Annotated in this window: 10 protein-coding genes; 7 read left to right on the top strand and 3 right to left on the bottom strand. The window is 67.4% G+C overall.

All coding sequences use genetic code 11. From position 1 onward, the window contains the following. The first annotated feature begins 60 nt into the window (after nucleotides 1-60). On the top strand, nucleotides 61-1,464 hold the full coding sequence (locus EYE40_RS05220) for a protein kinase domain-containing protein (RefSeq protein ID WP_161972350.1): 1,404 nt from the start codon (nucleotides 61-63) through the stop codon (nucleotides 1,462-1,464). On the opposite strand, the gene sucB is transcribed toward EYE40_RS05220, so the two are convergent. From sucB to EYE40_RS05205, 3 genes are all read right to left on the bottom strand, one after another. Beyond that, the gene (gene sucB / locus EYE40_RS05215; RefSeq protein WP_130980956.1) at nucleotides 1,465-3,093 is read right to left on the bottom strand and encodes a 2-oxoglutarate dehydrogenase, E2 component, dihydrolipoamide succinyltransferase; all 1,629 of its coding nucleotides are present in this window, start codon (nucleotides 3,091-3,093) and stop codon (nucleotides 1,465-1,467) included. A gap of 81 nt (nucleotides 3,094-3,174) precedes the next feature. After that, a complete protein-coding gene (gene lpdA / locus EYE40_RS05210) occupies nucleotides 3,175-4,548 on the bottom strand; it encodes a dihydrolipoyl dehydrogenase (RefSeq protein ID WP_130980955.1) in 1,374 nt (457 codons plus the stop codon). 98 nt (nucleotides 4,549-4,646) lie between these two features. After that, a complete protein-coding gene (locus EYE40_RS05205; RefSeq protein ID WP_130980954.1) occupies nucleotides 4,647-6,137 on the bottom strand; it encodes a leucyl aminopeptidase in 1,491 nt (496 codons plus the stop codon). Between the two features lie 104 nt (nucleotides 6,138-6,241). On the opposite strand from EYE40_RS05205, the gene EYE40_RS05200 reads away from it, so the two are divergent. The 6 genes from EYE40_RS05200 (at nucleotide 6,242) to EYE40_RS05175 (ending at nucleotide 12,729) form a co-directional block, all read left to right on the top strand. Next, nucleotides 6,242-7,168, top strand: a complete 927-nt coding sequence (locus EYE40_RS05200; protein WP_130980953.1) for a proteasome assembly chaperone family protein — start codon at nucleotides 6,242-6,244, stop codon at nucleotides 7,166-7,168. Between the two features lie 41 nt (nucleotides 7,169-7,209). After that, the gene (locus EYE40_RS05195; RefSeq protein ID WP_130980952.1) at nucleotides 7,210-8,535 is read left to right on the top strand and encodes an MFS transporter; all 1,326 of its coding nucleotides are present in this window, start codon (nucleotides 7,210-7,212) and stop codon (nucleotides 8,533-8,535) included. Nucleotides 8,536-8,800: 265 nt separating this feature from the next. Further along, nucleotides 8,801-10,138, top strand: coding sequence for an RNA polymerase sigma factor (locus tag EYE40_RS05190; protein WP_130980951.1), 1,338 nt, complete (start codon nucleotides 8,801-8,803; stop codon nucleotides 10,136-10,138). A 9-nt stretch (nucleotides 10,139-10,147) separates the two neighbouring features. Further along, nucleotides 10,148-11,515, top strand: a complete 1,368-nt coding sequence (locus tag EYE40_RS05185; protein WP_130980950.1) for a MurT ligase domain-containing protein — start codon at nucleotides 10,148-10,150, stop codon at nucleotides 11,513-11,515. Beyond that, nucleotides 11,512-12,258: a hypothetical protein gene (locus EYE40_RS05180; RefSeq protein WP_130980949.1), complete on the top strand. Its 747-nt coding sequence runs from the start codon at nucleotides 11,512-11,514 to the stop codon at nucleotides 12,256-12,258. Before EYE40_RS05185 ends, EYE40_RS05180 begins: the two co-directional genes overlap by 4 nt. Before the next feature lie 39 nt (nucleotides 12,259-12,297). Continuing rightward, complete coding sequence (locus tag EYE40_RS05175; RefSeq protein ID WP_130980948.1) at nucleotides 12,298-12,729, top strand: VOC family protein; 432 nt, start codon at nucleotides 12,298-12,300, stop codon at nucleotides 12,727-12,729. Nucleotides 12,730-12,766 lie beyond the last annotated feature (37 nt).

Here is a 12,766-nt window from a genome sequence, read left to right as displayed (position 1 = left end):
CCATGCACCGTTTCGCGTTTTCGCCGTGTGCGCCGGTGCCGATTCGTCGATGATTTCCGGATGTCCCAGCTCGCCGTTTCCGCCGTCCGCCCGGGTTCCGTCGTGGGCGGGTTCAGCCTCGTTCGCAAGCTCGGCGAGGGTGCCGCCGCCGAGGTCTTCCTGGGATTCGCGGGCTCCGGTGCAGCGCCGCTGACGTCAGCCGTCAAGGTGTATCGGGCCGGTGGCCGGGCCGGGGATCGCGAGGTCGAGGCGCTTGGGCGCATCGCTCACCCGCACGTCGTGCGCTTGCGCGATATCGCCTCGGGGCCGTCGGGGGAGCAGTGCCTCCTGCTCGAACGACTGGAACTCGGCTCCCTCGCGACGCTGCTGGCCGAGCGCTCCACGCTCAGCGCTGGCGAGGCGGTGACGATCCTCGCCCCGATCGCCGCGGCGCTCGACGTTCTGCACACGAGCGGGGTCGCGCACGGCGCGGTGTCCAGCTCGCGGGTGCTGTTCCGCGCGACGGGCGCTCCGGTTCTCGCAGGCTTCGCGCGGTGCACGCTGTTCGCGCCCGACCTCACCGTCGCGATCCTCGCCGAACGCGCCGACGTGCGCGCGGATCGAGCGGCGCTGGCAGGCGTTGTGCGGGTGGTGCTCGAGCGGGCCGGAGTCTCATCCTTCGACTGGCTGGATGCCGTGCAGGCGGAGGGATTCCCCGACCCGCTCGGCGAAGAGCTCGTCGAGCGGCTCTTCACGCTCGCCGATTCCTCGCCCGTGCGGTTCGGCGCAGACGTGTCGCAGCCGCAACTGGTGCCGGCTCGGGCGGTCGCGCCGACTGGCGCGGTCGACGAGCTCCAGCCGCGCTCGGCCCTGGTCGGCGGGCTCGGTATTCCCGCCTGGCTGCTCGAGACCCTCGACGGGTCGCCCTTCGCACGCGCGCGGGAGAAGCTCACGGGCGCGCTACGCGGGGTCCGCAGGCCGCTGTGGTGGGTGTTCGGGGCCGTCGGCGCCGCGCTCGTTGCGGCACTCGTGCTGGTCCCGCAGGGTTCGGGTGAGCGCGTGGCATCCCGTGCAGCGCCCACGGAGACGCCGATCGCCATCGACCAGGGTGCCGTCGGCCCGGTCACCGCTGACGATCCCGTGGCGGCGCTGGTCGCCCTGCTCCAGGCCCGCGAGCGGTGCCTGCGCGACCTCTCGGTGCTCTGCCTCGACCAAGTGCTGGAGCCCGGTTCGTCGGCGCTCGATGCGGATGCGGCGATCATCCGCGAACTGCAGGCGGGCGGGGAGACACGGGATGACTCGACCCTGGAGGCGTCGGCGCCGGCACTCGTCGAGCGGCTCGGCGACTCGGCGCTGGTGTCGCTGGGTGCGGACGGCACAGGTACAGACACCGCAGGGGCAGACAGCAAACCGGCCTCGGTCCTTCTGATGAAGGGCGAGGCCGGTTGGCGGATACGTGGTTACGTGGGTACTGCCGATGGCTAGTTAGATGCCCAGCACGCCGGCGAAGTCGCCACCCTCGAGACGGTTCTTGACCGTCACGAGGAAGCGAGCTGCGTCCGCACCATCGACGATGCGGTGGTCATAGGACAGCGCCAGATAGACCATCGAGCGAACGGCGATCGCGTCGAGACCGTTGTCGGAGACGACAACCGGCTTCTTCACGACGGCACCGGTGCCGAGGATGGCGCTCTGCGGAAGGAACACGATCGGGGTATCGAACAGCGCGCCGCGCGAACCCGTGTTGGTCAGCGTGAAGGTTCCGCCGGCCAGCTCGTCGGGCTTCAGCTTGTTGTCTCGCGTGCGTGCCGCGAGGTCGGCGATCTGCGCGGCGAAACCGGCGAGGTCGAGACCGGCAGCGTCACGGATGACCGGGGTGAGCAGTCCGCGCTCGGTGTCCACGGCGATGGAGATGTTCTCCTGAGCCGGGTAGACGATCGAGTCGCCGTCGATCGTCGCGTTGACGATCGGGTAGGCCTGCAGCGCCTCCGTGGCGGCGAGAGCGAAGAACGGGAGGAAGGAGAGCTTGTTGCCCGTCTTCGCCTGGAAGTCGCCCTTCACCTGGTCGCGGAAGCGAGCGACGAGCGTGACGTCCACCTCGACGACCGAGGTGAGCTGTGCCGAGCTCTGCATAGAGATGACGGCGCGCTCGGCGATGACCTTGCGAAGGCGGGACATCGCGACGGTGGTTCCGCGCAGCGGCGAGACCTCGACGGGTGCGGAAGCTGCGGCGGCGGCGGGAGCCTCCGAGCTTGCGGCGGGAGTTGCTGCGCCGGCGGCGAGAACATCCTGCTTGCGGATGCGTCCACCAACACCACTGCCGGTGACACCCGTGAGGTCGACTCCCTGGTCGTGGGCGAGTTTGCGCACGAGCGGGGTCACGTATCCGGCGTTGGCCGTGAGCGCTGCGCCGGCCGGGGCTGCTGCGGGTGCAGGAGCTGCGGGTGCAGGAGCAGGAGCTGCGGGTGCTGCAGCGGCGGGTGCCGGTGCGGGCTCAGCCGCGGGTGCCGTCTCAGCAACAGGCGCCGGCGCGGCGGGTGCCTCGGCTGCCGGCGCGCCGGCCTCTGCTGCGGGCTCGGCGGGAGCCGCAGGTGCCTCGGCCTGTGCCGGTGCCTCAGCCTGGATCTCGGCCGGGACCGGAGCCTCGGTCGACGGCTGGGCGGGAACCTCGGGGGCGGCTTCTGTGGCGGGTGCCGCATCTTCCGGCGTGGCGGGGGTCTCGACAGGCGCGGGTGCGGCTTCGGCAGCAGGTGCAGGCTCGGCGGGTGCCTCGGTAACAGGCGCGGCCTCTGCAGCAGGCGCAGCTTCAGCGGCGGGTGCAGGCTCGGCGGGTGCCTCGGCAGCGGGTGCGGGCTCTTCGGCGGCGGGTGCGGCTTCGCCGGTTCCGATGCGCACGAGGGGTGCTCCGACCTCGACGGTCTCGTCCTCGGCAACGAGGATCTCCTCGATGATGCCGGCGACGGGCGACGGGATCTCGGTGTCGACCTTGTCCGTCGAAACCTCGAGCAGGGGCTCGTCTACTTCGACGCGGTCGCCCACGTTCTTCAGCCAGCGGGTCACCGTGCCCTCGGTGACACTCTCACCGAGTGCCGGGAGGTTGACGGATTCGCTCATCAGTGGTGCTCCTTCATAACAAATAACTGTGTTCAGCTTAGTTCGGCCCCGCCCCTAAAACAGGGGACGGGGCCGAGATAACTACATTGCGTGCAGGGGTTTTCCAGCGAGGGCGAGGAATGCCTCGCCGAGTGCCTCGTTCTGCGTGGGGTGTGCGTGCAGCAGGGGAGCGATGTCCTCGGGGTACGCCTCCCAGTTCACGGCGAGCTGTGCTTCGCCGATCAGCTCGCCAACGCGGTCGCCGATCATGTGCACACCGACGACGGGACCCTCGTTGACACGAACGACCTTGATCGATCCCGAGGTGCCGATGATGTGGCTCTTGCCGTTGCCGGCGAGGTTGTAGTCGTATGACGTGATCTTGTCGGCGCCGAACTTCTCGGCGGCCTTCGCCTCGGAGTAGCCAATGGAGGCGACCTCGGGGTGGCTGTAGGTGACCTTGGGGATGTTGACGTCCTCGACCACGATCGGGTTCAGCCCGGCGATCTCCTCGGCCACGAAGATTCCCTGCTGGAAGCCGCGGTGCGCGAGCTGCAGGCCGGGAACGATGTCGCCCACGGCGAAGACGCCGGGTACGTTGGTGGCGAGGCGTTCGTTCGTGAGAACGAAGCCGCGATCCATGCTCACGCCGACCTCTTCGTATCCGAGGTTCGCGGTGACCGGTCCACGACCGACGGCGACGAGCAGCAGGTCTGCCTCGATCGTCGCGCCGTTCTCGAGCGTGACGACGACGCCGTCATCGTTCTGCGTGACCGACTGGAAGCGCACGCCGAGCGTGAACTCGATGCCGCGCTTGCGGTAGGCACGCTCGAACTGCTTGCTGATGGCCTCGTCCTCGTTCGGGACCAGGTGGGGGAGAGCCTCGATGATGTGCACCTCGGTGCCCCAGGACTTCCAGACGCTCGAGAACTCGACGCCAATGACGCCGCCGCCGAGAACCGCGACCTTCTTGGGCACGAAGTCCAGCTCGAGGGCCTGCTCGCTCGTGATGACGCGACCGCCGAGCTCGAGTCCGGGAAGCGAACGCGAGTAGGAGCCGGTTGCGAGGATGACGTTCTTGCCGGTGACGGTGTCTTCGCCGACCTGCACGGTGGTGGGGGAGACGAGCTTGCCCGTTCCCTCGATGACCGTGATCCCGCGCGCCTTGATGAGACCCTGCAGTCCCTTGTACTTGCTCGCGACGATGCCCTCGCGGTACGCGGTGACGGCGGCGATGTCGATGCCGCCGAAGGTAGAGGTGACGCCGTACTGGGCAGACTCGCGCGTGACGTCCGCGACCTCGGCGGAATGCAGCAGGGCCTTGGTCGGAATGCATCCGACGTGGAGGCACGTGCCGCCGAGCTTGTTCTTCTCGATAAGACCGACGCTCATGCCCAGCTGGCTGGCGCGGAGGGCAGCTGCATAGCCACCACTTCCGCCACCCAGGATTACGAGGTCAAAATTCTGTTCCGACACCCAGCAGCTCCCTTGATGTATCAGGATTTGAAATTGCGACCTTCCAGCGTGATGTGCCGGCGGTCGAGTGGCGGGCTTAACCCGCCCGTACGACACTACTACGCGCGGGAAAAGTCCTCAGCCAGCGCGAGCAGGGCACGCACCGTGACACCCGTCGAACCCTTGACGGTGTAGCCGTAGCCGCCGCCCTCGTTGTTCGCGGGGCCGGCAATGTCGAGGTGCGCCCACGGGATGCTGCGCTTCTCGTCGCCCTCGCCGACCGTTCCCACGAATTCGCGCAGAAAAACGGCGGCGATGAGCATGCCTGCCGCGGTGTTGCCCGGCTTGATGTTCTGGATGTCCGCGATGTCGGAGCTCAGCAGCGGACGCAGCTCGGCGGGAAGCGGCATCGGCCAGAGCTGCTCGCCGACGGAGGAGGCGAGGTCGGTGATGCGACGGACGAGATCCTCGTCGCCCATGGCGCCCGTGTAGCGGTTGCCGAGCGCGACTCTCGCGGCACCGGTGAGGGTCGCGACATCCACGATCGCATCGGGCTCGAGTTCACTCGCCGCGACGAGGCCGTCGGCCAGCACGATGCGCCCCTCGGCGTCGGTGTTGAGGTATTCGACGGTCTTGCCACCGCGGATGGTGAGCACATCGCCCGGGCGGGCTGCGGTGCCGGAAGGCATGTTCTCGGCGAGGCACATAAAGCCCGTGAGGCGCACGGGAAGGCCGAGCTCGGCGGCGGCGAGCACCACTGCGCCGATCGTCGCCGACCCGGTCATGTCGTACTTCATGCCGATCATGCCGGTCGGCGGCTTGAGCGAGAGCCCGCCCGAGTCGAACGTGATGCCCTTGCCGACAAGGGCGAGGTGCTTGGTGGCGCCTTCGGGGTTGTAGCTGAGCTTGACGAGGCGCGGTCCGCGAGGTGAGCCCTGGCCGACCCCGAGGATGCCGCCGAAGCCGCCGGCCTCGAGCTCCTTCTCGGCGAGCACCTCGATCTCGACGCCCGAGTCGGCGCCGAGGGCGACGATCGCGTCGGCGAGGGTTTGCGGGTAGAGGTGCGAGGGCGGCGCGTTGACGAGGTTGCGCACGGTATGCACGGCCTGCGCGACGATCGTGGCTCGCTGCGCGGCGTCGGCTCCGAAGGTCGTGGGCACGATGATCGACGTCGCGGGCAGGTTCTTGGGCGGCGTCGAGCGGTGCTCGTTGTAGGCGTAGGCGCCGATGCCCGCGCCCTCCAGGATGGCAAGCACGTCGGCGTCGGATGTCGCGGGCAAGGCGATGACAATGGACTCGACCCCGGTCAGCTGTCGCGCTGCCGAGCCGCTCGCGTAGCGCAGTTCGTTGCTGTCGGGCGTGGCGCTGACGGCGCCGAGTCCGACGAGGGCGAGCGATGCGGCGGCACCCTCGGGCAGCGGGAGGCGGCGCAGCTCGTCCGCGGCACCCGTGATCCCGATCGCGGCGAGACCCGACTCGAGGGCGAGCAGCGAGGGCTCGTCGGTGATTAGGCGCGGACCGTCATCGCTCGACCGCACCCCGATCACGAGCACGTCGGCGGAGAGGGTGAGGGCGGCTTCGGGGGAGGTGCTCAGGGCGGCAACAGTCATTGGTCCATCGTATTCGAGCCGCCCGATGGCGCTGTTCGCTGTGAGCGCTACGCCGCGCCCCGTAACCCCCGGCGACGGCCGAAGCGCGCGGTTAGGGTGGAAACATGCGCGATCCTGCAGGCCTGTACGAGCTCTCCACCGACTGGGAGAGCGTGCCCTCCGGTCTGCACCTCGTGGCCGGCCTCACCGGCTTTGCCGACGCCGGCTCGGCGGTGACCCAGCTCAACGACTACCTCGTCTCGACCCTCGACCACAGCGTCATCGCGACGTTCGACAACGACGAGCTGCTCGACTACCGCGCGCGTCGCCCCACCATCTACTTCGACCAGGATCACCTGAGCAATTACGAGCCGCCGGAGCTCGCCCTGCGCCTCGCGCACGACGAGATCGGCCAGCCGTTCCTGCTGCTCACCGGCTACGAGCCCGACTTCCAGTGGGACCGCTTCACTGCGGCCGTGCTCGAACTGGTCGAGCGCTTCGACGTGCAGACCACGACCTGGGTGCACGCCATCCCGATGCCGGTGCCGCACACCCGCGGCATGGGTGTCACGGTGAGCGGCACGCGCTCCGACCTCGCCGAGGCGATGTCGGTGTGGAAGCCGCACACCCAGGTGCCCTCGAACGCACTGCACCACGTCGAATACCGGCTGCAGGAGTCCGGCCGCGAGGTGGTCGGCTTCGTGCTGCTCGTTCCGCACTACCTGGCCGACACGACTTACCCGGTCGCCGCCCTGACCGCGCTCGAGAGTGTGAGCGCCGCAACCGGCCTCATCTTCCCGACCGACAGCGTGCGCGAAGACGGCCGCGACTTCCTCACCAAGATCGACAACCAGGTGGGCAACAACGCCGAACTCGCCAAGCTGGTCACTTCGCTCGAGAAGAGCCACGACAGCTACATGATCGACAATCCGATGCGCTCGCCCCTCACCGACGGTGACGGCGAACTGCCGACCGCCGATGCGATCGCGGCAGAGCTGGAGAAGTTCCTCTCCATCCGGCGCTCGGGCGACGACGAGTTCCGGCTGCCGTAACCAACGCCAGTAGGCCTAACCAACGCGAGTAGGTTGGGGGAGTGAACTCCCGTAGAGCCTGGATTGTCTTTACGGTCGGAGTCTTCGCCTACGTCATCGCCGTGCTGCAGCGCACCTCGCTCGGTGTCGCGGGGGTCGATGCGACCGAGCGCTTTGAGGTGCAGGCAGCCCTCCTCTCTACCCTCGCGGTTGTGCAGCTCGTGGTCTATGCCGCGCTGCAGGTGCCGGTGGGCGTCATCCTCGACCGCGTCGGACCGCGGCGACTCATTCTCATCGGCGCTGCCCTCATGGCCATCGGGCAGATCACCATGGCGCTCGCGCCGAACATCGTGGTGGCGATCATCGGGCGCATCCTCGTCGGAGCGGGTGACGCGATGACCTTCGTGCCGGTCTCGAAGCTCGTGGCGTCGTGGTTCAGCGGGCGCACGCTGCCGTTCCTCACTCAGAGCATGGGTACCGTCGGGCAGTTCGGCCAGGTGCTCTCGGCGATCCCGCTGTCGGCGCTGCTGCACCAGCAGGGCTGGACGACGGCGTTCATCGCAGCCGGATCCCTCTCCGTGCTGGCTTTCGTGCTGGTGCTGGCGCTCGTGCGCAATGCTCCGGATGACGCCACCCGCCCCATCCACACCGTGGGCTCCTCGCGTGCGCTGCGGCTTCTGCGCGAGGCTCTCGCCAGGCCGGGAACCCAGCTGGGCTTCTGGTCGCACTTCGTCACGCAGTCTTCGGGCACCCTCTTCACACTGCTCTGGGGCTTCCCCTTCCTTTCGATCGGGCTCGGTTACGGCCCCACGACCGCGGCCCTGCTGCTCACGCTTGTGGTGGCGACCGCGGTGGTCGCCGGCCCCGTGCTCGGGGTGCTGAGTGCCCGCTACCCGTATCGACGCAGCAACATCGTGCTCGGCATCGTGATCTCGATGGGCCTCGCCTGGCTCGCCGTTCTCGCCTGGCCGGGCGTTCCGCCAATGTGGCTCGTGATCGTGCTCATCGTGGTGATCGCGATCGGCGGTCCCGGTTCGCTCATCGGGTTCGACTACGCGCGCACCTTCAACCCTGCACGTAGTCTCGGGTCCGCAAGCGGTGTCGTCAACGTGGGCGGATTCCTCGCGACCTTCGTCATGATGTTCCTCATCGGGCTGGTGCTCGACGCCGTGGACAAGGCGAACGGCGGCACCGGCATCCCCGAGGAGCTGTACGCGCTCGACTCGTTCCGGCTCGCCTTCCTGGTGCAGTTCCCTGTCGTCGGATTCGGTGTGGTCTTCCTGCTCGTGGCACGCCGCCGCACGCGTCGCCGCCTGCACGAGGACGAGGGAATAACCGTGGCCCCCCTTTGGGTTGCAATAGTGCGGGGATGGCGGCGGAGTTCCTAAGCAACATCCGTAGCACAGCCCGGATGATACCCGCAAAGAGGCTCGTGGCAATAGGGCCGCACAAAACGTGCAATAATTGGTTCCAAGACCCGGTCATGGTTTCGTGGCCCGCACAGCAACTCGTTGCGTCGCAGGCCCGGACTTGACAAGGGTCTTAGTGCTGTCCAAAAACAGTGCAACTGATCTGTATACCGCCGGCAATGTGCACGAAACATTGATAGCGGAGCATAAGCACCACTGCCCACAACCCCTGAAAGGTGTTCGAATGGCAACCCGTACCAAGACTGCCCCCGCAGCAACAGAAGAAGCGCCCACCGACGTCAGTGTCGACGTTGCAGTAGCGCCCGAGAAGGCAGCAGCAGCTAAGGCGGCCCCTAAGAAGGCTGCTGCCGCCAAGGCTCCCGCCGCAACAAAGACGCCGGCCAAGAAGGCGCCCGTCAAGCGCGCCACCAAGGCCAAGGGTGACAGCGACGAGTCGGGCGAGCCGGAAGACGGCGACGACGCCGTTGTCGAGCCGGTGGTCATCCCCGAAGACGACGCCAAGACCGCCGACACCGACGACGACGACGACGAGGACGGCAAGACCAAGTCCACCGGCAAGGATGAGGAGCTGCCCACGGGCGCTCTCGTGCTCTCCCTCGTCGACGATGAGGATGAGGTTCCCGTCTACTCATCCGCGATCACCGGCGCAACCGCCGACCCGGTCAAGGACTACCTGAAGCAGATCGGTAAGGTCGCCCTGCTGAACGCGGCCGAGGAGGTCGAGCTCGCGATGCGCATCGAGGCCGGCCTGTTCGCCGAAGACAAGCTCTCCACGATGACAGACACCGAGAAGAAGTCCTCGCTCGGTCGTGAGCTGACCTGGGTCGCCAAGGACGGTGCCCGTGCCAAGAGCCACCTGCTCGGCGCCAACCTCCGACTCGTCGTCTCGCTGGCCAAGCGCTACACCGGTCGCGGGATGCAGTTCCTCGACCTCATCCAGGAGGGCAACCTGGGCCTCATCCGTGCTGTCGAGAAGTTCGACTACACGAAGGGCTTCAAGTTCTCCACCTACGCGACGTGGTGGATCCGCCAGGCGATCACCCGCGCCATGGCCGACCAGGCGCGCACGATCCGCATCCCGGTTCACATGGTCGAGGTCATCAACAAGCTCGCGCGCGTGCAGCGTCAGATGCTGCAGGATCTCGGTCGCGAACCCACGCCCGAGGAGCTCAGCCGCGAGCTGGACATGACGCCCGAGAAGGTCGTCGAGGTTCAGAAGTACGGTCGCGAGCCGATCTCCCTGCACACACCGCTCGGTGAAGACGGCGACAGCGAGTTCGGTGACCTCATCGAGGACACCGAAGCCGTTGTCCCGGCCGACGCCGTGGGCTTCACGATGCTGCAGAAGCAGCTCGAGAGCCTGCTCGACTCGCTCTCCGAGCGTGAGGCCGGCGTGATCCGCATGCGCTTCGGCCTCGGCGACGGTATGCCGAAGACCCTCGACCAGATTGGTGACACGTTCGGTGTGACGCGCGAGCGCATCCGCCAGATCGAGTCGAAGACGATGGCCAAGCTGCGTCACCCCTCGCGGTCGCAGTCACTTCGCGACTACCTCGAGTAGACCGCCATCGTGCGCGTACTGCTCACGATCTGGGTGGCCAAGCTCGCCGGGCTCGCGATTCGCGTGCTCGGGCGAGCGGGCACCCACACTCCTGGCCTGATCGCCCGCAAGCTTCATCCCGGAATCATCGGCGCGCTCCGGCACCCTTCACGGGTGATAGCGGTGACAGGCACCAACGGCAAGACCACGGTGTCGAACCTGCTCACCGACGCGCTCGAGGCGCAGGGGCTGACCGTGGCAAGTAACCGCAACGGGTCGAACATCGCCGCCGGGGTTGCCTCGCTGCTGATCGGGGCGGTCTCCTGGACCGGAAAACCGCGCGTCGACGTTGCCGTCGTCGAGATGGATGAGCGTTCCGCGCGCCTGATCCTGCCGGGTCTCGCGCCCGAGGTGCTGGTGTGCATGAATCTCACGCGCGACTCGATCAAGCGGAACGCGCATCCCGACTACATCGCCTGGATTCTCTCCTCGGCGCTGTCGGAGTCCACCAGCCTCGTGCTGAACGCCGACGACCTGATCGCATCCTCGCTCGGCACGGACAACAACCCCCGCGTGTACTTCGCCGTCGACCGGCTGCCGTCCGACTCCGACCGTCCGAGCGGCGCGGCCGTCGACGTGGGTATCTGCCCGGTGTGCGACCACACACTCGACTGGGATTACTGGCGCTTCAACCACATCGGCCGGGTGCGCTGCCCGAACTGCGGGTTCCGCTCGCCCGAGGCCGCCTACCGCGCGCACTCCGTCGACGCCGAGCGCAGCCGGGTCACCCTCGAGCTCGACGGCGAGAGCCGCGAGGCCCGTCTCATCAACGCCAACATCGTGAACGTCTACAACGAGATCGCAGTCGCCGCCGTGCTCGATCGCATCGGCCTGCAGCGCGACGCGATCGTCGAGGTCTTCGACCACATCCAGCCGCCCACGACCCGCTCGGCCGTCGAGGAGATCAACGGCGTGAAGCTCGTGCGCCTGCTGACCAAGGGACTCGTGGGGGTTGCGTGTTCGCGATCGTTCGAGCACGTGGCATCCTTTCTCGGCAGAAAGGCCATTGTGCTCACCGTCGACGAGGTCAGCGAGCGCGTGACCGATGTCGAGAACACGGCCTGGATCTATGACGCCGACTACGAGTACCTCGCCGACGATTCGATCAGCCAGATCGTCGTCGGGGGAGTGCGCCGTCACGATCACGCCCTGCGCCTCGCGATCGCCGGTGTCGACCCCGCGCGCATCGTCACGATCGAGTCCGAGACCGGAGCTGCCGATCGCCTTGACCTGATGGGTGTGGATGACGTGTTCAACCTGCACAGCGTCCACAACGCGGTCAGTACCGGCACGGTCGTCCAAGAGCGCCTGCGCGCCCGGCTGGGAGAGATCTCGTGACGCTGACCATCGAGGTGCTGTTCCCGGAGATCGCAAACCTGCACGGCGATCTCGCCAACATCGACTACCTCGCGCAGTGCCGGCCCGACGCCCGCATCGTGCGCACGGGCCTTACCGACACCCCGGCCTTCGTCGCAGGCAAGGTCGACCTCGTCTACCTGGGCGCAATGACCGAGCAGGGACAACTCAAGGCGGTCAGGCGACTGCTGCCACACCGTGAGCGCATCGAGGAGCTCATCGGTGCGGGCACCTCCTTCCTCTTCACCCACAACGCGCTCGAGGTGCTGGGCACCCGCATCAGCAACAAGGACATGGATTACGACGAGGCGGGCGTCGGCATCTTCGACCTCGAGTCGACCGTGCGCATGTTCGGCCGCTACAACGGCAAGGTGCTGGGAGGGGTGCCGGAGGCGGGCGCACACCCCGTGCTCGGCTACAAGTCGCAGTTCTCGATGGTGTCGGGCGGCGTGAACCTGCCCGGCTTCCTCGTTGCCGAGCGCGGTATCGGCCGCAACACGTCGACGGCGGTCGAGGGTGTCCGGGTGAACAATTTCATCGGCACCTCGCTCATCGGGCCGCTGCTCGTGGTCAATCCGCACCTCACCCGCGGACTGCTCGCGCGCCTGGATCCGGATACCGAGCCGGTGCTCGCGCACGAGGATCTCGCCATCGCTGCCTACGACGCGCGGCTCGCCGACTTCCGGGATGGTCGTCGCTGGCATCCATTCGAGCGGGTGCAGTAGGGCTTTACTCGCGTCGTACGCCCGTCGTAGCCTGCCTCTATGGCTGTTGCATTGGGAAACTTCACGTTTTACGCCGACGACCCCGTTGCCCTGTCCGCCTTCTGGTCAGACGTCTTCGGGTACCCGCGAGCGACCTTCGACGGCGCTCTCAAGGAGCACCTGCTCGCCAACGGGCTCACCGAGGAGGACCTGCTCTCACGCGGGCTCGCCGAGGATCCGGAGGGTAGGGGACCGCGACTGTTCTTCCACCACGCCGACGGACCGAAGGTGGGGCGCAACCGCATCCACTTCGACATCAACGCCGTTGCCGGCCGCAAGCCGACCACAGAGGAGTTCGAGGCGGAGAAGGATCGCATCGTCGGGCTCGGCGCGAGCGTTGTGCGGCTCGTCGAACAGGAGTGGGGTCCCTGGCCTGAGCGGTACTACCAGATGCGTGATCCTGAGGGAAACGAATTCTGTCTTCAGGGCTGAGACGTACGCTGTGCACTCGTTCGTTACCAGCGTCCAT

Source organism: Glaciihabitans arcticus (assembly GCF_004310685.1).
In the GTDB taxonomy this organism is placed as follows: Bacteria; Actinomycetota; Actinomycetes; order Actinomycetales; family Microbacteriaceae; genus Conyzicola; species Conyzicola arctica.
Note: the sequence above shows the minus strand (reverse complement) of the source record. Positions and strands in the feature narration are given on the sequence as shown.